This window comes from Dyadobacter endophyticus (genome assembly GCF_014641595.1).
GTDB classification, from domain to species: Bacteria; Bacteroidota; Bacteroidia; order Cytophagales; family Spirosomataceae; genus Dyadobacter; species Dyadobacter endophyticus.
On sequence record NZ_BMIA01000004.1, the window covers coordinates 473,792 to 498,823 of the forward strand.

Here is a 25,032-nt window from a genome sequence, read left to right on the forward strand (position 1 = left end):
TAGATTTTGAGTTTGTACATGAAAGATACCGGTAATGTTAACTTTCCTACCGGTAAGATGCAATTATTATACCAAAATAGCCAATGTATATTGATTTGATAATATGGGTTTTTCCGGGCGCAACTTTGTACTTTTGCAATTGGTCTCAACTACGCTGAATCTGCATTAAGTATCAATGAACCGCACCACATCGCTTGCCAGGTTACAAAATGAATTGTTCGATATCTGTATCATCGGCGGAGGTGCCAGCGGGGCGGGATGCGCCTTGGATGCGGTTCTGAGGGGATATAAGGTAGCCCTGATCGACAAAAAGGACTTCGCTTCCGAAACATCCTCCCGCTCCACAAAGCTCATCCACGGCGGCGTCCGCTATTTGGAACAGGCATTTAAGAAACTCGACTTCGCCCAGCTCAAACAGGTCCGCCATGGCTTGGAAGAACGACACACTGTGTTGAAAAATGCGCCGCACCTTGCGCGCCCGCTCGCGCTGATGACGCCGGTCAACTCGTGGTTTGAAGGTTTGTATTTTAAGATAGGACTGTCGCTCTATGACACGTTTGCTACTAATGATACATTGCCCAAAAGCAAATGGCTCAATAAAAAGGAAGTACTGGAAAAAATCCCGACGCTTGACCGGAAAAAACTCCATAGCGGAGTACTCTACTACGACGGCCAGCTCGACGACGCGCGGTATTGCCTCGCGCTGGCGCAGTCGGCCTCGGAGAACGGCGCCGCGGTTGCCAATTATCTGGAAGTGAATGGGTTTGAAAAAGACGGAAATGGTAAGCTGAACGCCGTACAAACTACTGACGCGCTGAGCGAGAATGAATTGACGATCCGCGCGAAGCTGGTAATCAATTGCACCGGCCCGTTTTCAGACCATATCAGGCTGATGGCCAACGCAGCGTTGAGCGAACGTATCCGCCCGAGCAAGGGCGTGCACCTAGCATTACCCCACAACACGCTGAACAGCGAATATGCGATGCTGATCCCTAAAACCTCCGACGGACGCGTCGTGTTCGCGATTCCGTTCGAAGGCTCGACGATGATCGGGACTACGGATACGGAATGTGACGAAATCGATACCGAACCGACACTTAACCGGAAGGAAAGGGAATACCTGGCCGCCACATTGAACCCCTATCTGGCCAAACCGATTGACCCCAACCAACTCAGGGCCGGTTTCGGTGGATTGCGGCCCTTGCTGGCAGCCGATCCGTCCAAATCGACCAAAAGTCTCGTGCGCGATCATGAGGTGGAGGTCGATGAAACTTCGGGTTTGATCAGCCTGCTCGGCGGCAAATGGACGACCTACCGTCTGATGGCCAAAGACACGATCGACGAGGTCGACAAAATCCTGGGCGACGCTCACGCGTGTAAAACAGCTGATTACATATTGGCTGGCGGCGAAAATTACAAAGCGGGAAGCTGGCAGGATATTCAGGGGCAGTATGCGTTGCCCGAAGACATTTCGCGACATCTCGTGCGCAAGTATGGTTCACGCGCCCACCTGGTAGCGTCGCTCGCGCGGGAAGATGCGCAACTGAAAGAAAGGCTCAGCCCGGAATATCCCTATATCCGTGCCGAAGTGGTGTATACGGTTCGAAATGAAATGGTTGTCACACCGCGCGACTTCCTGGCACGCCGTATCCGCCTGGAAATTACCAATTGGGATGAAACCTTAAACTCCTTGCCCGTTGTTGTCGATTTAATGGCACGCGAGCTGAACTGGACAGAGGAGGAAAAAGCAGGGTACGCTGGTGCGTACGCCACTGAGATCGGGAAGTTTATCTCCGATGCCCGATAGCCGCAAATCGTTTGCCGCAAATCGTTTGCCGCAAATCGTTTGCCGCAACCACCCAGGACTTAACTTTAAGAATGTATATTACCGATTCAGCCTGCATATCGCCCCAGCGCACGTTTGACAATGCTTTTTTCGAAGGCGATATTAAGGTGCATGAAGGCGACAGGTACATTGCCGTTGAACCTGTCTACGGTCAACTCATTCCCGCGGGCCTGCTCCGTAGAATGGGTAAGGCCGTAAGAATGGGAGTAGGAGCCGGCCTCCCGCTCATTCAGCATGCACAGGTTGAAGGAATTGTCCTCGGCACTGCGAACGGTGGTCTCGAAGATTGTCTGAAATTCCTGAACCAGATCGTCGACTATGACGAGGGCACGCTTACTCCAACCAACTTTGTACAAAGTACGCCGAATGCCGTAGCAGGTAACCTCGCATTGATGAGCAAAACAACCGGCTACAACACGACGCATGTACACAAAGGCCTTGCGTTTGAAGCCGCATTGCTGGATACCATGCTGCTGTTGGAAGAAAAGCGTGGTAATACGTTCCTAATAGGCAGTATTGAAGAGATTTCAGACTATAACCATCATATCGACCTGCTGGCGGGCTCTTTCAAAACCGGCCATTTCACGTCAGAAAACTTGCTTACGCTCGATTCCCCTGGCTCAGCCAATGGTGAGGGCGCAGCGATGTTCCTGGTTAATGCGGAACGTTCGGAAGCCAGCCTGGCGCAGATAAAAGACGTATTTCAAAGCAATAACCTCACCGAAAAGGAACTTGCCCCGATAGTAAGTGCCTTTTTGCAACGCAACAACTTGCAGCCGGCGGATATCGATGCGGTAATCCTGGGAATCAGCGGCGACAACCGCTCCGATCACTGGTATTTCAATCTTCAAAAAGCATTGTTCGAAGAAAGTAATTGCTACACCTACAAAAATATGGTGGGCGATTATCCTACGGGCTCCGCCTTCGCGACATGGATGGGCGTGCAGGCGATCGCGGGCAAGTATGTACCCGACGCATGTGTGTGGGCGCAAAAAAATACCCGCACTCCGAAGCATATCCTGATTTACAATCATTACAAAGCTTCGCAGCACGGGTTTATATTACTCGGTTCCTGATAAGCGTCAGGAGCCTGCCTCTTCGGCTTTTTCTTTCATTTTAATCACCTTTGCGAGTGTGGGCAGGATGGTGTCGTGCTTTTTTACAAACGGGTTGGTCTGGTCCCAGACGTAGCCCGCAAGTACCGAACAAATTTGCCGCTTAATGTCTTCGTCGATGTGTTTTGCAAATACAATGGTCTGAAAATCGCCGGTATACCAGCCGCTCACATAGCTGCGGAATACGTCGATACCTTTCTGAATCACGTCTTCATAGTCCTTCTTCCAGTCGACGGCCTCGCCTTGCAAATGCTTGTGCGTCATTTTTGCGGAAAGCAGGCCGGAGGCGGTTGCAAATGTCACGCCGGAAGAGAAAATCGGGTCCAGGAACTCGGTACTGTTGCCCGAAAGCACAAAACCTTCCCCCGCCATTTTCGTCACGCCGATCGAATAACCTAAAATCGCCCGCGGCTCGAATTTAAACTGAGAATCGGCGAAGCGGCCGTTAAGGTCCTCGAAATTGCGGACAAATTCTTTATATTTCTCACCATCGTTTTCAGCCAACCCTTCGATTTTTTCCCTGTCGCCCACAATGCCGACGGACGTCGAGCCATCCGAGAACGGAATCGCCCAGATCCACGACTTGTTGTTGTCGAACGAATGCACAAATATGTTGTTGCTTGCCGTTTCAGTACGGTTCTTATCTTCCAAATGCGAGAATACAGCGCCCCGGGGGGTAAATGATGAAGGTTTGCTCAAATCAAAAAGCCTTGGCAACACACGCCCGTAACCGCTCGAATCGATGATGAATTTAGCCTCGATGCGGTGCTGGTTGCCTTCGGCATCCTTATAGTCTACGACCTGTTTTTCAGGGCCGCATTGTACCGCGATAACCTCGCATTCGAAGTTTACATCCACACCCTTAGCGCGCGTTGCCTCGGCTAGCCTGTTGTCAAAATCGGCCCGTTTTACCTGCCAGGTCCAGGTCCAGCCTTTGGTAAACTGGTCTTCAAAGAGGAACTCGCAGCGTTTTTCGCCACGCATAAAAGCCGCTCCCGTTTTTTTCTGGAAATTTAATGGCTCAATGGCTTCGCGCAGGCCGGCTTCTGTGAGATGCTCCATACAGCACGGCAGGAGGCTTTCTCCGATTTGAAACCGGGGGAATTTTTCTTTTTCCAGGATCGTGACGTCGTAACCCTGGTTTTTCAGGTAAGAAGCCGCGACAGTTCCGGCAGGGCCGGCGCCGATCACCAGCACATCGACAGTTTGCATATTCAGGCGTTTTTTACTTTTTGAATGAGTTTTTCTTTATCTACAAATGAGAAGCATGTTACAAATGCGCTGACGGTCACCCCTAAAATTCCGTGCAGGGACACATTCTGGCCGGTCAAATGCAGGTTAGGAATTTTGGTGCGGGTGTTGATTCGCGTCTTCATCGGCGAGGTGGAGTCTTTGATAATCCCGTACATGGTTCCGTTTCCATTGCCGATATAGTCCCGGAATGTGAGCGGCGAAGCGCTGTGTACCGCTTTTATTTTGGCCGAAATGCCCGGGAAAACGGTTTCCAGCCTTGCAATCACCTTGGCTTCCTTGTCTTTTTTGAACTGCGCGTATTCCGCGTCGCGCTTACCGGGTTCGGCTACGGTGCTGCACGTTCCAGCCCATTCAGCCGTTTCGGAGGCATCCATATAGCACATGATCGACATCGAATCGGCATATTCCCCTTTTTTTGAAATGTACGGCGTGCAAATGAAGTAGGTTTGCGGCCAGGTGGTTTTGTCGTACTCGATACCCTCCCAAACATCGTCGCTGTGGTGCTGATATATGTTGTAATTAAGGTATTTAAAGCTGTTTTCCTGGAATGAAATATGTACCAGGAAAGTGGAAATGCTGTTTTCCAGGGCCTGTACGCGGTTTTTATAAACACCCAAAAAGCGCTCCTGGCCGAAAATGTCGATCGTAACGGCCGGGTGGACGTTGGAAATAAATTCCTTACCGCGGAAAGTTTCGCCGTTTTCGCAGACTACCTCGGTGATGCGTCCCTTTTCGTCATAATTGGCTGCTGTCACCTTTTTGTGTTTTAAAATCTCCCCGCCATGCTGTCGTAACGCCCGGCTGAACTGAATGGCGATCTGCGAACCGCCGTCCACGAACTTGTAGGCACCCGTCAGGTAGCTTTTCACGATCAGCGCGTGTACGTAGAACGGTGTTTTTTGTTTTACACCTGCATATAAAAGGTTGTTGCCCGCCAGCACATTTTGCAGCCTGACGTTGTCCGTAAGCGATGCAATATAGTCGTGTGCATTGAGGCTCAATATGTTTTCGTCCGCCAGATAGCTTTCACCGGATGTTTCAAGGTTATAAAGCGGGAATTTAGAACAAACTTCGACCACCTTTTCGCAATAGGCCCGGATAGCCTTCTTTTCATCGGGGAAATAGGAGACCATTTTTCGTTCAAAAGCATCCAGCCCCTGAGCATAGGCGTACTCGCAGCCGTCGTCGAAGCGGATAAGGTCGAACTGATCTTCGTCGAGACGTTTCAGTTTCAGCTTGTCGAGAATCCCGAAATATTTGAAGAACTGATAAAGGTTTTCGCCCTCGTCCAGGCTGCCCACATAATGGACGCCCGTGTCGAAAATGCTTTTGTCACGGCTGTAAACCTGCAAATGCCCGCCGATCTGGTGGTTTTTTTCCAGCACTACCACACTGTAACCTTCCATCGCAAGAATGTTGGCACAAGCCAGACCACCGAGTCCGCTTCCAACAATCACAAAATCGTATTCCTTTTGCACGGCGGAAGTTTGCATTTAAATAGTTAATGGAGAAATGCTAGTTAGTAATCGGCGTAGTAAGTGCTGGCGGCATGCAAGGTTTGCGCAGCACAAAAAGAACATTGGACGTATTTGCCGAGTGCTCCTTCATTTCATAACCAAAACCATACCGATCCGAGAAGTCGCGGATGTCCTGGGATGAAAAGAAATGGAACTCATCGGTTTTCCGGTTGAATGCGAACAGGCCTGTCGATAATGCTTCTGTTTTTTGGGTATTCTGGTGTTTGGCGGTCAGGTCGGTAATGCCGTCGCGGATAAAAAGCAACCCGCCCGGCGCGAGGGCCGCGGCGCACCGATCGAGCAAAATAAGCTGTTTTTCCCTGGATAAATAATGTAGGACGTCATTTAAAAAGATCACGTCTTGTGTGCCAAGGTCCGCCGCCATAATATCCTGGGCTACAAACCGCACATTACCGGTTTTGTTATAGCTGTTTTCTGCGATTTCAATCTTTTCTTCGTCGTAATCGATGCCGGTGATCAGCCTCTCTTCATTTTTGTAATACAGGAAAAACGAAAGGTAACCATACCCGCAACCGATGTCGAGAATACGTTTCCGATCGCCGATCAGCTGATTGTAGTAGGTGAAGTTCTTGCTTTCTAATCGCCATTTTATTTTAAAATACCATTCCAGGACGGGCCCTTTGAACACATAATTGGTGAAGATCTTGTGTTTCAAATAAGTGGTGTCCTCCATTTCATATTTGAAGGCGGCGAATTCCTGTTTGAAGAATGCAGCGATTTGCTTCGTTTTGTCGCGCAGCGTCGCGCCCCATTGCGCATCTGCGTACGTAATGCGCGGGAGGACGCGCACGTTGAGCGCGCCCGGGCGTATGAGGAAGTCGTTTTTGGGCAGCACATCGTGTGCACCGTGAAGCAATATGGACTGAATGTCGAGGTTTAGTTGCTCGGCGAGGTAGAATGCCCCTTTGTGGAACCGCGCGATGGTACCGTCCTCCGACCGTGTGCCTTCCGGAAAAATGAGGATGGAATAACCCTCGGCCACCAATGCCCTCACTTTCTCAATATTTTCCTCCGGGCCGTCTTCGCTGTACACATAACCCGCATAACGAATTATAGGACCGAAAAACGGTGATTTGTACACCCAGCCTTTAACCATTAACACGATTTTCGGGTGGAGCATAATCCCTAGGAGTATGTCAAGGAACGAGGTATGGTTGGCGATAAAGATCACCGGCTTGTTCATATCAAGGTTTTCGCGGCCGGAGATATTCTTCTTCACGTGCGGGCCTGAGTAGATCACCGTTTTGGCATAAAAAGAAAGCGAGTTGTTGATCGCCGCCTTCTTTTTCTTCTTCGACATCGGTAGCAAAAGAATGGTTACCAATTTGGAATGCAAAAACAGGCAGCCCGAAAGGAAATAGGTAAAGCTCGAAAGACTGATCAGAAAAGGTAACATCGTGACCGGCGCTTTCTTTTTGGCAATGCGTTTTTGTACAAAAAAATCGAAGAGGACCGGCTGAAATACGAACGATATGAACAGGATACAGACAATCCCCAGCACGCTGATGAGCGAAATCGAATGGATGGCCGGGTGTTTGGCAAAAATCAATACACCGGTACCTATTAATGTCGTCGTCGCTGATAATGCAATAGCGGCCTGGTAGGAGCGGAGCGTGTCCTTGCCGGATTTGTATTTACTCAAAAGGCCGTCGGTAACGAAAATGCTGAAATCGTCGCCCAGGCCGAATATGAATGTGGTAACGATCACATTCACGAAGTTGAATTTAATGCCAAGAATGGCCGCAATGCCCAGGATCCAGATCCAGCTGATCACCATCGGCAGGAATGATAGCAATGTGAGCTCGATGCGCCCGTAAACGATCAGTAATGTGAAGAAAACGATGGAGGCGGAAATCAATAACAGGTAGTTGAAATCGTCTTTCACCATCGTTAGCAACTCTCCCGCGAGTTCGCCGCGATCGAACAGCTCGACGCCTTGAATGGCCCGCAGTTCTTTCTTAACGTCCGTCAGTTTGGCCTGGTCCACTACCACGGTGGAAATGAAAGTGGTCCCCGAGGATTTGATATCGATCAGGTTATCGACGCCCAACTCGTTGAAAAGCGTATCCAGCGAGACATTGGAAGTGCCCCGCCCGGTGATCCAGCCTTTGAAATCATTGAATGCATAGGCATTGAAACCGTTTTTTGCCGCGGCCTGGTTCAGGACGCGAAAGGTAGAGTCGGTCCGGCCGGGCGTCCAGAATTCCTGCCAGCGGCGCATGCGCTCGCGTTTGAGCTCCTGCGGAATGAGCAGAGAGCCCGAAGAGACAAAGCTGCTGATGCGGCCTTCACTGCGCAATGCGGCTAGTTTTTGATAGGCGTCGTGGTTTACCTGTTCCGCCACGGCACGGCGCGAATCGGAGGCGAAAACGTAGATCCGTTTCTGTTTGCGGGGATTAATGCCCGTAAGTGCTTCTTCACGGCCGCTCAGTTCGGGATCCTGAATGCTGAGGTTTTCAAAACTAGCGTCGAATTCAGTACCGGTCGAAAAGTAGAGGAAAACCACTGTCAGGACCGCGACCCCGGCCAATGTAGCACCACGCCATTTATCGGGAATGGTCGGAATGCGGAACGAGCCGTGTTCCCCGGGGATTTTTTGAATATCGAAACGGGTAGAAGAGAGGATTACCGGTAATGCGGTGAGCGTGAAAAGCGCCGCGCCGAAAAGCGCCAGCGACGCAAATAGTCCGAAATCCTGTAAGACCGTAGAATTGGCGAAATGCAACGCGCTGAAAGCCATTACCGTCGTAAAACTGCCTGTCAGCAGCGGGCCGCTTACTTCCTTGATGGCGACGGGAATGGAATGGGTATGGCGAAGGTGTGTGAAAAAGTGGAATGCGTAATCGAGCAGGATGCCGAAAATCACCGCGCCCGTAGCGAGGGAAATGCCGGAAATCTCCGGTCGGATATAGCCGATAACGCCCAATGCGAACAATGCGCCGAAAATCCCGGGCATCGTAATATAAATAGGTATAAGCAGCTTACGATAATAGGCGATCAGGAGGGCGAGAATGCCCGCCAACGCGAGAAATGACGTGAAATAAGAGTCCTGCTTTACCTGTATTGCGTTCCGCGCCGCGATTTCGAACGTGCCGAAATAGGAGAATTTATTATACCGGTGCTGACGGTTCCATTTGGATTTGAATGCCTCCATGAGCTCGAAAAGCGCCACATTCTTGTCAGAACTGCCTGAATCGAAGCTGGTGGAAGCGAAAATGAGCATGTTTTTACGGTCGGCAGTGAACATAATACCGTCGTCCATTACCATTGCGCTGGAATTGTTGGCGGCATTGAGCTCTTTGAAATACTTTCCGGTAATGCCGAGCGGGTCGTTCAGCACAAATTGTTTCAGGAATGAGCCTCCGGGTGTAAGCAGCTGATTATAGGTAGCTGCCACCGACGCGCGGATCGAGTCGGGTGCGATGCGTGATTGAATGTGCTGATAATAGGATGGTTCGACGAGTACCGGAAAGTGACCGTAAACATATTGGTACACATCTTCCTGGACATTGGGGCGCTCGGCCTGGATATTGCGGACGTAGCCGTTGGTATATCGGCCCAGCGAATCGGTGAAATTTCCGGCCATCTCCCGTGCGGCGTCGGCATCGGTTTCCGGGGACACTTCGATTGAAAACACAATTTGGTTGATGATGTTTTTACTTTCCACCAACCGGTTGAACTCCTCGAAGCTTTTGCCTTTCGGCAAGGTCGCGAAAATACTTTCGGTTACTTTTAGCCGCGCAATGCCGGCCAGGAGAATACTGACAATGACGAGCAGGCTAACAAAAAACGCGGATTTGTGACTCGACAGGAATTTGTTTAGCCTTAATAGTAAATCTCCTAGCATTGACAGGGGAAACGTGAATGTGCGACAAATTTAGTGAATTGTATCACTCGGGCAACTTCCGTGCCCGTTGCCGCTTACCGGTTCGTGTTTGCCAAAACGGCGAAAAAAGATTTATTTTACACCATATTTAATTATGCCAGCACTAAATGAATCGTATTTCATTAGCTCAGATCGAGCAGTATGCTTTTGAAAAGAAGGAATTTATCTTAGCCGAAGACGCCCTCCATCAAGTATCCCAATCGTTTGCCTTTTTAACGAATTTCTCCAAAGACAAAATCATATATGGTATCAATACCGGTTTTGGCCCGATGGCGCAATACCGTATTGAAACCGACCAGCTCAATAATCTGCAATACAACCTGATCCGCAGCCATTCGAGCGGGGTAGGGAAGCCGCTGAACGAGATATATGCGCGCAGCGTGATGCTCGCGCGCCTGAATTCTTTTTTGCAGGCAAATTCAGGCGTTAGTACGGCGGTTATCAAGCAGCTGGTCACATTTTTGAATAATGGTGTTGTGCCCGAAATTTTCGAACACGGCAGTGTGGGCGCAAGCGGCGACCTGGTTCAGCTTTCGCATTTAGGTTTAAACCTGATTGGCGAAGGGCATGTGTACGACAATGGCGTGCGCCGCAAAACCGCCGAGGTGCTGGCCGAAAAAGGAATTAAACCGCTCAAAATGGAGCTCCGCGACGGCCTCGGGCTAATCAACGGCACCTCCTGTATGACCGGGATGGCGGCCATCAATCTTATTTATGCAAAAAGGTTGGTGCAATGGGCTATTACCGCTTCATCGATGATCAATGAGGCTATTGAATCGTTTGATGACTCTTTCTCGAAGCAGCTCAATGCCGTAAAACACCACAAAGGTCAGCAGGTGGTAGCGCAGCATATGCGCGATTTCGTGGCAGGCAGCGGGCTCATCCGCAGCCGCGAAGAGCTGTTCCGCGATGATACAGCCATGCTGAAAACCGAATTTGAAAGAAAAATACAGGAATACTATTCGATCCGCTGCGTGCCGCAAATCCTCGGCCCGGTGCTGGATACGATCCAATATGCGCAGGAAGTGGTTGAAAATGAGTTGAATTCAACCAACGATAATCCCATCGTGCGGCCGGAAGACAATAACGTTTTCCACGGCGGCAACTTCCACGGCGATTATATTTCGCTGGAAATGGATAAGGTAAAACTGGTGCTTACAAAGCTGACAATGCTGATGGAACGCCAGCTCAACTTTTTGATGAACAGTAAGTTGAACGGTAAATTCCCGCCATTCCTCAATGCAGGGACCTGGGGGTTAAACTTCGGTTTCCAGGGCGTACAGTTTACCGCTACTTCCACAACAGCAGAAAGCCAGGCATTGTCTACGTCCGTTTATGTTCACAGCATTCCGAACAATAACGACAACCAGGATATCGTAAGCATGGGTACTAATTCGGCGGTAATCGCGAAGCAGGTGCTTGAAAACTCGTTCCAGGTAATGGCGATCCACGTGATGGCGATCTGCCAGGCGATCGATCTGCTGCATCCCGAGGAGAAGGAAAAACTTTCACCAAATGCGAAATCGGTTTACGGACAGATTCGCCGGCACGCGCAATTTGTAACGGACGACGTCCCGCAATCGGAGAGCATTGCTGCTGTTTTTGAATACATTAAAGAAACCCCATTTCACTTATGAATTGCGCATTGGTAACCGGTGCATCCCGGGGACTTGGCAGGGCCATCGCGGTCCAGCTGGCCAAGGACCACGGTTTATATATATTGATTAATTATGCGTCCAATCAGGCCGCCGCGGAAGAGACACTGGCTGAGATCCAGGCGAACGGCGGTGCCGGCGAGCTTCTGCATTTCAATGTGCAGCACAAGGCGGAAGTGGATGCGGCGTTGAACAGCTGGCGGGAAAAGAACGAAGACAAGTTCATCGGTGTTTTAGTGAACAATGCCGGCATTACCCGCGACGGGCTGTTTATGTGGATGCCGGAAAAAGATTGGGACGATGTTTTGGATATCTCGACCAAAGGCCTTTATAACGTAACCCAGAACGCGATCCAGCAAATGCTGCGTAAACGTGCAGGCCGCATTGTGAACATCGCTTCGGTGTCGGGCATGAAAGGCGTAGCCGGGCAGGTTAATTATTCGGCTGCCAAAGGTGCCATCATTGCTGCTACGAAATCGTTGGCCCAGGAGGTTGCCAAGCGGAAAATCACCGTGAATGCCGTGGCGCCGGGTTTTATCACGAGCGACATGACGAAAGATCTCAATGAGGACGAGCTGAAACAAATGATACCGATGAACCGTTTTGGCAAAGCAGAGGAAGTGGCGCACCTAGTGAGTTTCCTGGTTTCCGACAAGGCCGCTTACATTACGGGCGAGGTAATTAATATCAACGGAGGAATTTATTCATAGTCCATGAGCCAAAGGGTTGTTATCACTGGTATCGGCATTTATTCCTGCCTGGGCAAAAACCTGGGTGAGGTTACGCAGTCGTTGTATGCCGGTAAAAGTGGTATCGTGTTCGATCAGGTCCGGAAAGACTTTGGTTTCCGCTCTGCGCTCACCGGCATGGTGCAGGAGCCCGACCTGAAAAACTATCTCTCGCGCCGTCAGCGCGTAGGTATGCACCAGCCCGCGTTGTATGCGTATATGGCTACGCACGAAGCGCTCGCATTGTCGGGCCTCGACATCGATTTCCTCGAAACGACGGAAACCGGCATTATTTACGGCAACGACAGCACTGCGGCATCGGTGGTCGAGGCAGTAGACAAAGTCCGTGAAAAGCATGATACGACGCTGATCGGCAGCGGTGCCATTTTTCAGAACATGAACAGCACCGTGAACATGAACCTTTCGACGATTTTCAAGCTGAAAGGAATCAATTTTACACTGAGCGCAGCTTGCGCATCGGGTTCGCATTCGATCGGAATGGGTTACCTGATGATCAGCCAGGGCTTGCAGGAGCGCGTAATATGCGGGGGAGCGCAGGAGATCAATTCATCGGCTATGGCCAGTTTTGATGGATTGGGTACATTCTCGGTCCGCGAATCGGAGCCTGAGAAAGCATCCCGCCCCTTCGACCGCGACCGCGACGGGCTGATCCCGAGCGGTGGTGCGGCCACGGTGATTCTCGAATCCTACGAGGCTGCCGTAAAACGCGGTGCGCCCATATTAGCCGAACTCATCGGTTACGGCTTCTCTTCCAATGGCGACCATATTTCCAATCCGAGTATCGACGGCCAGACGCGTTCGCTTCAAATGGCGTTGAAACAGGCAGGTATTACCACCGGCGAGGTCGACTACATCAACGCACACGCCACATCCACGCCTGTCGGTGACGGCAGTGAAGCGCGGGCGATTTACGAGGTATTCGGCGGCGATGTGCCCGTAAGTTCCACCAAGTCGATGACCGGCCATGAATGCTGGATGGCGGGGGCGAGCGAGATCGTTTATTCCCTGCTCATGATGCAGAACTCGTTCATAGCGCCCAATATCAACTTCGAAAACCCGGACGAGGATTCTGCCAAAATCAATATCATTCCCGAAACCAGGGAGCAACAAATCAACTGTTTTCTTTCCAATTCGTTCGGCTTCGGCGGGACCAATTCAACGCTGATCGTGAAGAAGATCTGACCGCGGGTAAGTAGCATTCAGGCTTCCAACAGGGTCTCCAATGAGTCTCCGACTGGGTCACATTACTACTACAACTTCGTGAACGGCGGTGCGCCGCCATGCGAAATTTTGTATTTTTGTTAACCTCCAATATTCCATCCGTCAACCGAAATGATTTCCAATGGAATTTATTGTGTAAAGGGTGACTTTTATTTGAAAATTTGGGAATATTTTTAAACTATCAGGAAGAATAAACTAATTTTGCAGCTATGTATGCTAACGATGTTAAAATGAGTTGGGAAGAAGTTATTGAAGAGACCAGAGATTTTTTATCTGAGGAATTTGAGGTGGACCGGGATTTGATTCTTCCTGAAAACAGTTTGAAAGACACGCTGGATCTGGACAGTCTCGACTACGTAGACCTGGTTGTGCTCATCGACGAAAACCTCAATATCAAGCTCACTGGTGAAGATTTCAAAGAGATTGTGACGTTCGGTGATTTCTATCAGCTTGTCCGCAAGAAACTCGCATTGTAAGAATGAGCCGTTGGGACGGTAAGACCAAAGGATCGTTAACGGGTTACAAAATTTTCCTGTTTTTTATCAATACCCTGGGGCTGGGGTTTGCCTACGGGCTCCTGCGGGCGGTTACTTATTACTATTATCTGTTTGCAGCAAAGCCCAGGAGGGCCTTGCTGGATTTTTACCAGAATACCCTTCATATTACATCTTCCGATGCCAGAAAAATGGCACGCCGGAATTTCTATATTTTCGGGCAAACGCTCGTCGACCGGGCCGCGTTCCTGCTGGGGAAGGACCGGGAATTCTCCCACATTTTTGAAAACGAACAATACCTGATCGACATCCGCAACGCAGGAAAAGGTGGCATTTTGCTCAGCGCGCATGTAGGCAACTGGGAAACCGCCGGTAACCTGCTGAAAGGCCGCATTACCCCGACGATCAACATCGTCATGCTGGATGCCGAGGTGGAAAACATCAAAAAATACATGGACTTGTCCACCGGTGGCTCGCGGTTCAGGGTAATTGCGATCAAGGACGATCTTTCACACATCATATCGATCCGCAACGCGTTGGTCAACAACGAATTCGTTGCCATTCATGCAGACCGTTACCTGGAAGGCGCCAAATACGTCGAGATGGACTTCCTGGGACGCAAAGCCAAATTTCCTTACGGTCCCTTCGTAATTGCTTCCAAGTTCAATGCGCCGGTTACGTTCGTCTTCGCGGCCAAGGATGGCAAGTTCAGCTACCATTTAAGTGCAACGAAGCCCATTGAGGAGAAAATGAAACCGGAGGAAATCGCGCGCCTGTACGTGGACGAGCTGGAACGGAAAGTGAAGGCATTCCCGGAGCAATGGTTTAATTATTTTAATTTCTTTCAATAATGCTTGTCGCCAAAGAGGCTATCACCGACTATATCCCGCACCGCGCCCCATTTGTGATGGTCGGTAACCTGGTTAGCGCTACGCGTGAGCGGTTCGAGTCGGATTTTGAAATCGCAGGCGACAATGTGTTGGTTCGCGATGGATTTTTTCAGGAAACAGGGCTGATCGAGCATATGGCTCAGACTTGCGCGGCGTCGTTCGGCTACCTTGACAAGGAAGAGGGGAGAGCACCAAAAATCGGTTTTATCGGCGCCGTCAGCAAAGTGCTTGTGACTGAGTTACCTCCCGTTGGTGCGACCATCCACACCGTTGTAACACCCTTGCACCAGTTGGGAAATATTTACCTTGTGAAGGGCGAAAGTTCATTGGATGGCCGTATATTGCTGGGATGTGAACTAAAAATCGTAGTAAGCGAGTAACCCCTAATGACTGATTGCATGATTTCTTCCGAGATAGATATAGATATCCGATTCAGCGAAACCGATGCCATGGGCGTGGTTTGGCACGGCAACTATCTGAAATTTTTTGAAGACGGCAGGGAGGCTTTTGGGAGAAAATACGGACTGGAATATTTGCAAATTCACGAAAAGGGATTTGTGACGCCGATCGTCAAATCGGAGATCGATCATAAAGCGCCTGTTTATTACGGACAGGCCATCAAAGTCATTACCAGGTATATCCCTGCCAAATCGGCCAAGATCCAGTTTGAATACGAGGTGATCAACCTCACCACCGGGCAGCTTTGCGCTACGGGCAAAACGATGCAGGTATTCCTCGACCGCGAGTCACGCGAGCTGGAACTGATTTCGCCGGATTTTTACAAGGAATGGAAAGCGCAGTACGACCTATGATTTACATTGGTGCCGAGGTCATCGTGAGCCCGCTGGGCGACAATGCGGAGGATAACTGGCAGGCGCTTGTTGAAAACCGCAGTGGTATTGCGCTGGTACCCTCGGCAGGATTCAATCAGGAAGATATTCATTTAGCCAAAATAGCGGGACTGAATGGTCCGTTGCGCTTTCAGCAACTGGTAATCAAAGTATTATCTGCGCTTGAAGCGCGAATAGATGCTTCCATCTTAACTTCCGACCGCACAATCGTATTGATCAGCTCCACCAAAGGCGCGCTGGACGACAACCTGCACGATCAGTTCAGCGAAACCTGCATTGCGGTAATGCAGCAGTTCGGCCTGGCGCATTTACCGATGGTGATTTCCAATGCGTGTATTTCGGGCGTACTAACCTTGAATGTGGCCGGGAAAATGATTGAAGCCGATCAGTATGAGCATGTTATCGTGATCGGCTGCGACGTGGCCTCCGATTTCGTGTTGTATGGTTTCCAATCTCTTTTTGCCGTAAGCGACAAGCCTTGCGCACCGTTCGACGCGGCGCGGAAGGGCATTACATTAGGAGAAGGTTGTGGAGCTGCATTGGTTTCAGCCGCAAAATCGGCTTTCAAAAATGCGCCATTGCAGCTGCTCACAGGCACGAGCGCGAACGACGCGAACCATATTTCCGGGCCGTCACGCACAGGCGAGGGGCTGGTAAGAAGCATATTGAAGACGTTGAGATATAATGACGTGCTGGGAGACGAAATCGATTTCATTTCAGCTCATGGAACGGGAACCATATTTAATGACGAAATGGAGTCCATAGCATTCAGTAGTCTGAATCTTTCGCATATTCCACTAAATAGTCTGAAAGGTTATTATGGGCATACACTCGGAGCCGCGGGTGTGATCGAAACGGCCGTTTGCATGCAAATGATGCGGAATAGTATGCTAATCAAAAGTGCGGGCTACCGCGATGCGGGCACGTCCCAACCTTTGAATATCATTCTAGAAAACGAACCGAAAAAACTGCGGACGATCCTCAAAACGGCCTCGGGCTTCGGCGGGGGTAATGCTTCATTGATGATCAGGGATTTATGAAAATGATTACGGCATATTGCAACCTGCGGGCCGACGAATGCCTTGTGAACGGCGAAGTGGTCGCGCGGCGCGATGCAGGTTCGGAAGATTCCTGGTTCAAGCAGATTTACCGGCAGCTGGACCTGGGATATCCCAAGTTTTACAAAATGGATGTGCTGTCACAGGCGGGTTACCTGGCCATGGAGCTCATCAAAAAGGCTAATCCGGATATTACAGCCGCCTATGCGGATGATGAGATCGCGCTCGTGTTCGCGAATGCATCGTCCAGCGCGGAGACGGACCGCCGCTTTATGCAAAGCTACGAAACCGGCGGATCGCCGAGCCCGTCACTTTTCGTATATACATTGCCCAACATCGTACTGGGGGAAATCGCCATTGCGAACAAATGGTATGGTGAAAATATGTTTGCGGTTTTGCCTAAATTCGCCCCCGGTTTTTACCTGAATTACAGCGAAATACTACTAGCCTCGGACAGCTGTGCGCTGCTTGGCGGATGGCTCGAAGTGACGGCCGGCAGCACGGATGTATTCCTTTTTATGGTGGAAGAGAGGGAGAATGGAACGGAATTTAACAACGGAAACCTCCTTCACCTGTCGCAAACCGGTTTGGTTGCGGCATATTAATAGACGCTCAATTAATCAGCAGTATGGATAGTTTAAAAGAAGACCTTAAAAAACAGATTATCGAACAGCTCAACCTGGAAGATTTAACGGTGGCGGACATCGCGGACGACGCGCTGCTTTTCAACGACCAGGGCCTCGGCCTGGATTCGATCGACGCGCTCGAACTGATCGTGTTACTTGAAAAATACCACGGTATCCAGCTCACCAACCCGGAAGAGGGTAAGGAAGCCTTCAAGTCGATCGACACAATGGCGGCGTACATCAATAAAAGAAAGGCAGCTTAACCATCACATCGAATGGGCGTTTGCATTACCGGTATCGGCGTCGTGTCGGCCATTGGCATGTCGGTGGAGGAGAACCTGAATGCCTTGTGCGAGGGCAGGACGGGCATCGGGCCACTGCGCTATTTGCAGGGGACGAAGGCTTCGTTGGCCGGAGAAGTGAAGGCGTCCAACGACGACCTGCGCAAGGCATTGAATGTGGGAACGGAATATGTTTCGCGGACTTCCCTGCTTGGTTTGCAGGCCGCGCGCGAAGCATGGGGTGATAACAAGCGCTCCGGCGTAATCCGTACCGGTATTATCTCGGCAACGTCCGTGGGGGGGATGGACCGCAGTGAAGTTTTTTACAAAGATTATTTAGCTCAAAACAACCCCGACTACAAGTTGCTGACCACGCACGACAGCGGCAGTACTACCGAACGCATTGCGAAGGAGCTGGGTATCACGGGTTATATCAATACACTTTCGACGGCCTGTTCATCGGGCGTCAATGCAATAATGCTGGGTGCGCGACTGATCCTGCAAGGTACACTCGACCGCGTGCTCGTGGGTGGTTCCGATGCATTGAGCGGCTTTACCATCGATGGTTTCCGGTCGCTGATGATCTACGACGACCAGTGGTGCCGCCCATTCGATGAATCGCGGGCTGGGTTAAACCTGGGCGAGGGTGCAGGTTTTCTATTGTTGGAAGGAGAAAAGAGCCTAGAATTGACAGGCAACACACCCATTTGCAACGTAAGCGGCTGGGCGAATGCAGCCGACGCATACCATCAAACGGCGTCGTCGCCGGATGGCAAGGGTGCCACGCTGGCAATCGAAAACGCGATCCGGCGTGCAGGAATAGGGCTGAACCAAATCTCGTATGTGAATGCGCACGGTACCGGCACAAAGAACAACGACCATTCGGAATCGGTGGCTTTGCAAAATGTTTTCGGCGACCGCATTCCGCCATTCAGTTCTACCAAGGCATTTACAGGCCACACACTGGCGGCCGCGGGGGCGATCGAGGCGGTATTTTCGGTGTTGGCCATCCAAAATAACCTGATTTTCCCAAACCTTAATTACAATATGCCAATCGTGGGAACAGGCCTTGTACCGGCAACCCAGCTGGGTACGGACCTGGAAGTGAACGCAGTACTTTCCAATTCATTTGGTTTCGGAGGGAATAACTCATCATTGGTTTTGACGAAATATGAATAAACCGGCATTGTACCTATCGGCGTCGTCTACGATTTCGCACCAGCCTACCTTCGGCAATCCGGGCTTTTCCGCTGCGCTAGGGCCAGTTGAAACCTCTTCCGTATTGATCAGTCCTGATTATAAGGCGTATATCGACGCCGGGCTGCTGCGCCGGATGAGCAAGATCCTTCGGATGTCGGTCGCTTGTGCCAAAGATTGCATTGCCCGGGCCGGTATCGAACAGCCGGATGCGATCGTCGTAGGAACTGGTTTGGGCTGTTTGCAGGACACCGAAAAATTCCTGAATACGTCACTCACAGTGGAAGGACTCCTTCCGCCGACTTCGTTTATCCAGTCGACGCACAATACGATGGCCGGGCAGATCTCGCTGAGCATCGGTAACCACGGCTATAATATGACGCACACGCAGAATACGCTTTCATTCGAACACGCATTGTTCGATGCCTCCATGCTCCTGCGCGAGGGCGACCGCCACGTGCTTGTGGGCGCGGCGGATGAGCATATTGATATGCTGGAAGATATAGCGGCTCGGCTGGAATTTAAAGCAGCGGCTCCGCTTACCTCTGGCGCATCGTTTTTTGTACTTTCCAGCGAAAACGGGGGCAATGCGAATGCTGAACTGACCGACATTTATACCGTCGGCGGAACGGAAAACAGGCAGGAAGAAATCGACGCATTTCTGGATCGGAATGGATTACAGGCTGGTGATATCGATCTGGCCTTGTATGCGGGCGCTCCCGTACAGGGCGCGGTACGTAATTTGGATTACCTGTCGCTTATTGGCGTTTATCCAACGGCTTCTGCATTTGCATTACATTATGCGGTGGATGTGCTTGGCGCAAATCGGGATGTCAGGAATGTGTTGATTTGTAATGCATTAAGAAAAAGCAATCTCGGATTAACCCTTCTGAAAGCAGTTGAAGCATAATCTTCTCATATTTTTCTGCATTACCGCGGCGGCGCTCAGCTCCATCATCTTTTGGGAGACGGATTACCTGTGGTTGGTACTGGCGGGTATCGCATTGCTTTTTATGGGCGTGACGGCTTACGGCTCGGCCCAGATCCAGGCCAATTATTTTGTTAAATCGATTAATAAGGGGCGCTCGAAAGCAGTTGCGCTCACATTTGACGACGGGCCCGACCCGGATTCCACACCGCGCATTCTTGATATATTGCTTGAAAACGACTTGAAGGCAACCTTTTTCGTGATCGGAAAAAAGGCTGTCAACCATCCCGACCTGTTGCGCCGGATCGTGGACGAAGGCCATACTATCGGAAACCATTCGTACAGCCACCATTACCTGATAGCCCTGTTTTCTACCCAAAAGCTTCGTACGGACATTCAGCGGTGTAATGAGGCGATACGCGATATTACCGGCCGCATACCGGTGTTTTTCAGGCCGCCGTTTGGCGTTACTAACCCACGCTATGCCGCGGTATTAAAGGATTTACAAATGCAATCGATCGGTTGGTCGCTCCGGAGCATGGATACGCGTGCGAAGAACAAGTACCAGCTCATTAACACCATTATTTCAAAATTAAAGCCCAAAGACATCGTTCTGCTTCATGACCATCTGCCGCTCACGGCCGAGACATTGCCGGACGTTATCGGGCATTGCCGTGCAATGGGCATCAAAATAGAACCGCTCCCGCGTCTGATCGGAAAGGAGGCCTATGAAACACATTAGAATACTCATGATGGTGGCCGCGCTAATGGCTGCCAACTTTGCACAGGCTCAGTCATTTAAACCGGCGGCTAACCCGGAAAGGGTACTGGCGGAGCTGCGGAAGACGTCGCAGGCTACTACGTCCATTCAGGCATCGTTTACCGAGGAAAAGTACCTTGCCGTGCTGAAAGAGCCGGAAAAGTCGTCGGGCCTGTTCTACTACCAGCAAAAGGACAAAATGCGCTGGGAGCAGCGGACGCCTTTGAAATACATCATCCTGATCAACGGCGATAAATTGCGTATCCAGGAGGGAGGCAAGGAGAAAAATATCGGCCAGGCCGGACGTATGGCGGCGCAGATCAAGGAGCTGATGATTGGGCTCGTGAATGGCGATTTTCAGCAGAATAAGGGGTTTTCATCGGCCGTACTCGAAGACGGAGAATACTACCAGATCGTGCTGACGCCGGTGAACCGCCGTTTGAAAAATATTTATTCCAAAATAACGATGAACTTCGCCAAAAGCTCGCTGCGTTTAAAAGAACTCTCGTTTTTCGAGAAAGGCGGCGATAAAAGCCTCATGAAGTTTCAGCAGGAAAAATTCAACCAGCCGATCTCGGAAAATCTTTTCAAAGATCTTTGATTATCATGCCTCTGAGCAATCTTTATACGATTACAACCCTGGACCAGGCCCCGGGCCAGATTACGGGCACCGTACAGATCGATGCCGCGCATCCCGTATTCGAAGGACACTTTCCCGGCTCGCCCGTGCTTCCCGGTGTTGTTCAATTGGAAATGGTGAAGGCAATCCTGTCAAAAACATTTGGAAAGGAACTGGCATTAAAGGAAATGAGCACCTGCAAATTCCTGGAAGTAATTAACCCGGCCGAAACACCGGAACTGACGATCCATATTCAATACAAGGGCGACGAGTTGCTGGACGTAAATGCCTCAGGGAAAATGGGTGAAAAGACCTGTTTCAAAGTGAGAGCCAGTTTCCGTTCGATCATCTAAACGCAACATTCAAAACTAACAATGACCCTCTCGGATATTCAATGCTGCGTGATCATTCCCACTTACAACAACCGCAACACATTGCGGCGGGTGATCGACGGTGTTTTGCAATATGCGACCGTGCAGGAAATTATCGTTGTGAATGACGGTTCGACTGACGACACGATGGCGATCCTCGCCGGTTATGGCGCGAGAATCCGCGTCTTGGATAATATTGTGAACAAAGGGAAGGGGTTCTCGCTCCGAAAGGCATTTGCCGAGGCGATACGTTTGGGTTTTGAAAATGCTATTACCATTGATTCCGATGGCCAGCATTTGCCTTCCGACATCCCGCTTTTTATCGAAGCTGCGATCCAAAACCCCGGCGCATTGTTCATGGGCTCGCGGAATATGGAGCAGGAGGGCGTGCCGGGAAAGAGCTCGTTCGGGAACAAGTTTTCGAATTTCTGGTTCAAAGTGGAGACGGGTCTTACGTTACCCGACACGCAGACGGGCTTTCGTCTATACCCGCTCGGGCCGCTTAAAAGCATGTCGCTTTTTACGACCAAATTCGAGACAGAGATCGAAGTGATCGTGAAAATGGCCTGGAAAGATGTGCCGATCGTGCCTATCAACATCCAGGTGATCTACGACAAGAACGAGCGTGTGACGCATTTCAGGCCGTTCCGCGATTTCACGCGGATCAGCATCCTCAATACCTGGCTGGTGACGCTCACCCTGGTTTATTACCTCCCGAAGCGGCTGTTTCGCTACATTCAAAAAAAAGGCCTCTGGAAAATCATTCGTGACGAGGCGGTAAAGCCCGACGAGACCAATTTCAGTAAGGCCAAGTCCGTCGGCTTCGGCTTTTTCATGGGAATTGTGCCGATCTGGGGCTTTCAGCTGATGGTAGGCATTCCGTTATCGATCGTTTTCCGGATGAACAAGGTGCTATTCCTTACCGCGGCGCATATCAGCATCCCTCCGGCCATTCCTTTCATCATCTACGCGAGTTACCAATTCGGCGGACTGTTTTACCGCAACGGCGTGCAGATCACCTCCCTTGAAAACCTGACGTTGCAATCCATTCATGTCAACTTTGTACAATATTTTTTGGGTGGCACGCTCCTTGCTGCGGCGGTGGGAGCAGTTGGTTTTATAGTCAGTTTCCTGTTGTTGACATTGCTTCGCCCGAAGCGTTGAAACATCCGCTTGGATGGTCGGATTTCGTCGATTATCCCAAATTAATCATTTTATAATACCAGTAAATCGGAGGTATGCCACCTTGAGAGATGATTCTTGTTATTCCTTGAGAGCCAGTTTGTTATCAAAATATAGCTTTGGAAATGGCTCAAAATCTCTCCGAAAGTTTATAAAATCTATACGAATTGATCAAAAATAAGGGTTTTGCGATTTTGTTATGAGGTGCCTTTATCTATATTTACGAGAATTATAAAACCATTTAACCAAATCGTTGATCATAGCATGAGTAACATTACCTATTTAGTGCCGGCGTTAGGCCTTGTTGGCTTGCTGGTTATGTTCTTCAAAAGAGGCTGGGTTGTCCGGCAGGACGGGGGAAGTCCTGAAATGAAAACCATAGCGGACGCAATTGCAGATGGTGCCCTGGCCTTCCTGAAAGCCGAATGGCGTGTACTCATTGTTTTTGGTTTGATTGTGAGTGTGATACTGGGATATTCAGGTACGCTGGTTGAAAATTCGAGCGCATTGATTGGCGTTTCGTTTCTGATTGGTGCCTTTATTTCTGCATTTGCAGGATATATCGGCATGAATATCGCTACCAAATCGAATGTGCGCACCACGCAGGCGGCGCGTACGAGCCTTACCAAGGCGCTGGAAGTGTCTTTTACAGGTGGTTCAGTGATGGGTATCGGCGTAGCTAGTTTGGCCGTGCTCGGGCTGGGCGGCCTATTCATTATCTTGTATTCCGTTTTTATCGGCGACAGTACGGACGTAAATGGTCTTCCAATGGAGCGCGTGCTGGAAGTCCTTGCAGGTTTCTCGCTGGGTGCGGAATCAATTGCCCTTTTCGCACGGGTGGGCGGCGGTATTTATACCAAGGCAGCCGACGTTGGTGCTGACCTTGTAGGGAAAGTTGAAGCCGGTATCCCGGAAGACGATCCACGTAACCCTGCCACCATTGCCGACAACGTAGGTGATAACGTCGGTGACGTAGCCGGTATGGGGGCCGACCTTTTTGGTTCTTATGTTGCGACAATTCTTGCTACAATGGTGCTCGGCCGTGAAATTGTGGCACAGGGTACCGATAACTTCGGAGGCATCGCACCGATCCTCCTGCCAATGGTGATTGCGGGCGTAGGGCTTATCTCTTCGATCCTTAGTATGTTCCTGGTGCGCGTCAGCGACGATCATGGAGATGTACAAGCTGCTTTGAACCGCGGTAACTGGGGATCGATCATATTGGTGCTGATTGCGAGTTACCCGCTTACGATGTGGATGTTGCCGGAGGGTAATCTCAATATCCGTGGTGTTGATTTTACCAGGATGGACGTGTTTTGGGCGATCCTGCTCGGTTCTGTCGTAGGTGCGATCATGTCTATGGTTACGGAGTATTATACCGCCATGGGCAAACGTCCGGTTCAATCTATTGTCAATCAGTCATCCACAGGCCATGCTACCAACATTATTGGAGGACTCTCGGTGGGAATGGAGTCCACCGTTATTCCAACACTTGTTTTGGCAGCAGGTATTTTCATTAGTTATGAAGTAGCCGGTTTGTACGGTGTGGCGATTGCCGCGGCGGGTATGATGGCGACTACGGCTATGCAGTTGGCCATCGACGCATTCGGCCCTATTGCTGATAATGCGGGCGGCATTGCGGAAATGGCCCATTTGCCGGAAGAAGTACGTGGCCGTACCGACATTCTGGATGCAGTAGGTAACACTACCGCAGCTACCGGAAAGGGTTTCGCGATCGCTTCCGCTGCATTGACATCCCTTGCGTTGTTCGCGGCATTCTGCGGTGTGGCAGGGATCAACTCTATTGATATTTATAAAGCCAACGTGCTTTCCGGCTTGTTCGTGGGTGCGATGATACCGTTTATCTTCTCGTCACTCGCGATTGCCGCGGTAGGACGTGCAGCCATGAAAATGGTAGAAGAAGTACGCCGCCAGTTCCGCGAGCTGCCTGGCATTATGGAGGGCACTACCAAGCCTGAATACGACAAATGTGTCGCCATCTCAACGCAGGCCTCCATTAAAGAAATGATAGCCCCGGGCCTTATCGCATTGCTCGTTCCGGTTATCGTCGGTTTCTTGTTTGGTCCGGAAGTACTCGGCGGGACACTAGCTGGTGTTACCGTTTCCGGCGTTCTGATGGGGATTTTCCAAAACAACGCAGGTGGTGCCTGGGATAATGCTAAAAAATCTTTTGAAAAAGGTGCGGTCATCAACGGCGAGACCTTTTACAAAAAGTCGGAACCGCACAAAGCCGCTGTTACCGGCGACACCGTTGGCGACCCGTTCAAAGATACCTCAGGGCCTTCGATGAACATCCTCATTAAACTGATGTCGATTGTCTCGCTCGTGATCGCCCCGCATATCGGGACCGGCTTACATGAAACGGGAAGCGTAAAGGTTGATGACAAGGTTCAGGTCGTGACAGTTGCTAATGCACCGACCGATGACAATACGGAAGCCGCAGCGCCGGTGTTGCGTCTCGGGAAGAAAGGGGAATAGCTTTTCATAATA

At 50.4% G+C, this 25,032-nt stretch carries 22 protein-coding genes; 19 read left to right on the forward strand and 3 right to left on the reverse strand.

The window, feature by feature from the left end:
- The first annotated feature begins 175 nt into the window (after positions 1-175).
- Both IEY24_RS26500 and IEY24_RS26505 read left to right on the forward strand, forming a co-directional pair.
- Positions 176-1,807, forward strand: coding sequence for a glycerol-3-phosphate dehydrogenase/oxidase (locus tag IEY24_RS26500; RefSeq protein ID WP_188938171.1), 1,632 nt, complete (start codon positions 176-178; stop codon positions 1,805-1,807).
- Between the two features lie 71 nt (positions 1,808-1,878).
- Positions 1,879-2,922 (forward strand): beta-ketoacyl synthase chain length factor, encoded by a 1,044-nt coding sequence (locus IEY24_RS26505; RefSeq protein WP_188938174.1) that lies wholly within the window; start codon positions 1,879-1,881, stop codon positions 2,920-2,922.
- Between the two features lie 6 nt (positions 2,923-2,928).
- Here the strand turns inward: IEY24_RS26505 and IEY24_RS26510 are convergent, their stop codons facing one another.
- The 3 genes from IEY24_RS26510 to IEY24_RS26520 are packed head-to-tail and all read right to left on the reverse strand — an operon-like array spanning position 2,929 to position 9,600.
- Positions 2,929-4,173 carry an NAD(P)/FAD-dependent oxidoreductase gene (locus tag IEY24_RS26510; protein ID WP_188938181.1) on the reverse strand — a complete coding sequence of 415 codons (1,245 nt, stop codon included), beginning with the start codon at positions 4,171-4,173 and terminating at the stop codon, positions 2,929-2,931.
- A gap of 2 nt (positions 4,174-4,175) precedes the next feature.
- On the reverse strand, positions 4,176-5,708 hold the full coding sequence (locus IEY24_RS26515; RefSeq protein WP_188938184.1) for a phytoene desaturase family protein: 1,533 nt from the start codon (positions 5,706-5,708) through the stop codon (positions 4,176-4,178).
- A gap of 22 nt (positions 5,709-5,730) precedes the next feature.
- Complete coding sequence (locus tag IEY24_RS26520) at positions 5,731-9,600, reverse strand: trifunctional MMPL family transporter/lysophospholipid acyltransferase/class I SAM-dependent methyltransferase (protein WP_188938186.1); 3,870 nt, start codon at positions 9,598-9,600, stop codon at positions 5,731-5,733.
- Between the two features lie 146 nt (positions 9,601-9,746).
- On the opposite strand from IEY24_RS26520, the gene flxA reads away from it, so the two are divergent.
- From flxA to IEY24_RS26605, 17 genes are all read left to right on the forward strand, one after another.
- On the forward strand, positions 9,747-11,276 hold the full coding sequence (gene flxA, locus IEY24_RS26525; RefSeq protein ID WP_188938187.1) for a flexirubin biosynthesis tyrosine ammonia-lyase FlxA: 1,530 nt from the start codon (positions 9,747-9,749) through the stop codon (positions 11,274-11,276).
- On the forward strand, positions 11,273-12,004 hold the full coding sequence (gene flxB / locus IEY24_RS26530) for a flexirubin biosynthesis SDR family reductase FlxB (RefSeq protein ID WP_188938188.1): 732 nt from the start codon (positions 11,273-11,275) through the stop codon (positions 12,002-12,004). Before flxA ends, flxB begins: the two co-directional genes overlap by 4 nt.
- Before the next feature lie 3 nt (positions 12,005-12,007).
- Positions 12,008-13,225, forward strand: coding sequence for a beta-ketoacyl-[acyl-carrier-protein] synthase family protein (locus tag IEY24_RS26535; protein ID WP_188938191.1), 1,218 nt, complete (start codon positions 12,008-12,010; stop codon positions 13,223-13,225).
- Between the two features lie 248 nt (positions 13,226-13,473).
- The gene (locus tag IEY24_RS26540) at positions 13,474-13,740 is read left to right on the forward strand and encodes a phosphopantetheine-binding protein (protein WP_015811471.1); all 267 of its coding nucleotides are present in this window, start codon (positions 13,474-13,476) and stop codon (positions 13,738-13,740) included.
- Positions 13,741-13,742: 2 nt separating this feature from the next.
- A complete protein-coding gene (locus IEY24_RS26545) occupies positions 13,743-14,609 on the forward strand; it encodes a lysophospholipid acyltransferase family protein (protein WP_188938193.1) in 867 nt (288 codons plus the stop codon).
- Positions 14,609-15,028, forward strand: a complete 420-nt coding sequence (locus tag IEY24_RS26550; protein WP_188938195.1) for a hotdog family protein — start codon at positions 14,609-14,611, stop codon at positions 15,026-15,028. Before IEY24_RS26545 ends, IEY24_RS26550 begins: the two co-directional genes overlap by 1 nt.
- An 18-nt stretch (positions 15,029-15,046) precedes the next feature.
- Positions 15,047-15,460 (forward strand): acyl-CoA thioesterase, encoded by a 414-nt coding sequence (locus tag IEY24_RS26555; RefSeq protein WP_188938196.1) that lies wholly within the window; start codon positions 15,047-15,049, stop codon positions 15,458-15,460.
- Entirely contained in the window at positions 15,457-16,539 is a 1,083-nt protein-coding gene (locus IEY24_RS26560; protein WP_188938197.1) for a beta-ketoacyl synthase N-terminal-like domain-containing protein, read from the forward strand. Before IEY24_RS26555 ends, IEY24_RS26560 begins: the two co-directional genes overlap by 4 nt.
- Positions 16,536-17,162, forward strand: a complete 627-nt coding sequence (locus IEY24_RS26565; protein WP_188938198.1) for a hypothetical protein — start codon at positions 16,536-16,538, stop codon at positions 17,160-17,162. Before IEY24_RS26560 ends, IEY24_RS26565 begins: the two co-directional genes overlap by 4 nt.
- A gap of 23 nt (positions 17,163-17,185) precedes the next feature.
- Positions 17,186-17,446, forward strand: coding sequence for a phosphopantetheine-binding protein (locus tag IEY24_RS26570; RefSeq protein ID WP_188938199.1), 261 nt, complete (start codon positions 17,186-17,188; stop codon positions 17,444-17,446).
- A gap of 12 nt (positions 17,447-17,458) precedes the next feature.
- The gene (locus IEY24_RS26575) at positions 17,459-18,643 is read left to right on the forward strand and encodes a beta-ketoacyl-[acyl-carrier-protein] synthase family protein (RefSeq protein WP_188938201.1); all 1,185 of its coding nucleotides are present in this window, start codon (positions 17,459-17,461) and stop codon (positions 18,641-18,643) included.
- The gene (locus IEY24_RS26580; protein WP_188938203.1) at positions 18,636-19,571 is read left to right on the forward strand and encodes a beta-ketoacyl synthase chain length factor; all 936 of its coding nucleotides are present in this window, start codon (positions 18,636-18,638) and stop codon (positions 19,569-19,571) included. Before IEY24_RS26575 ends, IEY24_RS26580 begins: the two co-directional genes overlap by 8 nt.
- Entirely contained in the window at positions 19,561-20,331 is a 771-nt protein-coding gene (locus tag IEY24_RS26585) for a polysaccharide deacetylase family protein (RefSeq protein WP_188938205.1), read from the forward strand. Before IEY24_RS26580 ends, IEY24_RS26585 begins: the two co-directional genes overlap by 11 nt.
- Positions 20,318-20,950, forward strand: a complete 633-nt coding sequence (gene lolA2, locus IEY24_RS26590; RefSeq protein ID WP_188938207.1) for a flexirubin biosynthesis/transport protein LolA2 — start codon at positions 20,318-20,320, stop codon at positions 20,948-20,950. The genes IEY24_RS26585 and lolA2 overlap by 14 nt, the downstream gene beginning before the upstream one ends.
- Before the next feature lie 5 nt (positions 20,951-20,955).
- Positions 20,956-21,321 (forward strand): ApeI family dehydratase, encoded by a 366-nt coding sequence (locus IEY24_RS26595; RefSeq protein ID WP_188938210.1) that lies wholly within the window; start codon positions 20,956-20,958, stop codon positions 21,319-21,321.
- A 21-nt stretch (positions 21,322-21,342) separates the two neighbouring features.
- Complete coding sequence (locus IEY24_RS26600) at positions 21,343-22,503, forward strand: DUF2062 domain-containing protein (protein ID WP_188938212.1); 1,161 nt, start codon at positions 21,343-21,345, stop codon at positions 22,501-22,503.
- Between the two features lie 282 nt (positions 22,504-22,785).
- Entirely contained in the window at positions 22,786-25,020 is a 2,235-nt protein-coding gene (locus tag IEY24_RS26605; RefSeq protein ID WP_188938215.1) for a sodium-translocating pyrophosphatase, read from the forward strand.
- Positions 25,021-25,032: the final 12 nt, after the last annotated feature.

Coding starts and splice junctions, on each gene's coding strand:
- IEY24_RS26500 (WP_188938171.1), top strand. CDS start 176: ATGAACCGCACCACATCGCTTGCCAGGTTACAAAATGAATTGTTCGAT.
- IEY24_RS26505 (WP_188938174.1), top strand. CDS start 1,879: ATGTATATTACCGATTCAGCCTGCATATCGCCCCAGCGCACGTTTGAC.
- IEY24_RS26510 (WP_188938181.1), bottom strand. CDS start 4,173: ATGCAAACTGTCGATGTGCTGGTGATCGGCGCCGGCCCTGCCGGAACT.
- IEY24_RS26515 (WP_188938184.1), bottom strand. CDS start 5,708: ATGCAAACTTCCGCCGTGCAAAAGGAATACGATTTTGTGATTGTTGGA.
- IEY24_RS26520 (WP_188938186.1), bottom strand. CDS start 9,600: ATGCTAGGAGATTTACTATTAAGGCTAAACAAATTCCTGTCGAGTCAC.
- flxA (WP_188938187.1), top strand. CDS start 9,747: ATGAATCGTATTTCATTAGCTCAGATCGAGCAGTATGCTTTTGAAAAG.
- flxB (WP_188938188.1), top strand. CDS start 11,273: ATGAATTGCGCATTGGTAACCGGTGCATCCCGGGGACTTGGCAGGGCC.
- IEY24_RS26535 (WP_188938191.1), top strand. CDS start 12,008: ATGAGCCAAAGGGTTGTTATCACTGGTATCGGCATTTATTCCTGCCTG.
- IEY24_RS26540 (WP_015811471.1), top strand. CDS start 13,474: ATGTATGCTAACGATGTTAAAATGAGTTGGGAAGAAGTTATTGAAGAG.
- IEY24_RS26545 (WP_188938193.1), top strand. CDS start 13,743: ATGAGCCGTTGGGACGGTAAGACCAAAGGATCGTTAACGGGTTACAAA.
- IEY24_RS26550 (WP_188938195.1), top strand. CDS start 14,609: ATGCTTGTCGCCAAAGAGGCTATCACCGACTATATCCCGCACCGCGCC.
- IEY24_RS26555 (WP_188938196.1), top strand. CDS start 15,047: ATGATTTCTTCCGAGATAGATATAGATATCCGATTCAGCGAAACCGAT.
- IEY24_RS26560 (WP_188938197.1), top strand. CDS start 15,457: ATGATTTACATTGGTGCCGAGGTCATCGTGAGCCCGCTGGGCGACAAT.
- IEY24_RS26565 (WP_188938198.1), top strand. CDS start 16,536: ATGAAAATGATTACGGCATATTGCAACCTGCGGGCCGACGAATGCCTT.
- IEY24_RS26570 (WP_188938199.1), top strand. CDS start 17,186: ATGGATAGTTTAAAAGAAGACCTTAAAAAACAGATTATCGAACAGCTC.
- IEY24_RS26575 (WP_188938201.1), top strand. CDS start 17,459: ATGGGCGTTTGCATTACCGGTATCGGCGTCGTGTCGGCCATTGGCATG.
- IEY24_RS26580 (WP_188938203.1), top strand. CDS start 18,636: ATGAATAAACCGGCATTGTACCTATCGGCGTCGTCTACGATTTCGCAC.
- lolA2 (WP_188938207.1), top strand. CDS start 20,318: ATGAAACACATTAGAATACTCATGATGGTGGCCGCGCTAATGGCTGCC.
- IEY24_RS26595 (WP_188938210.1), top strand. CDS start 20,956: ATGCCTCTGAGCAATCTTTATACGATTACAACCCTGGACCAGGCCCCG.
- IEY24_RS26600 (WP_188938212.1), top strand. CDS start 21,343: ATGACCCTCTCGGATATTCAATGCTGCGTGATCATTCCCACTTACAAC.
- IEY24_RS26605 (WP_188938215.1), top strand. CDS start 22,786: ATGAGTAACATTACCTATTTAGTGCCGGCGTTAGGCCTTGTTGGCTTG.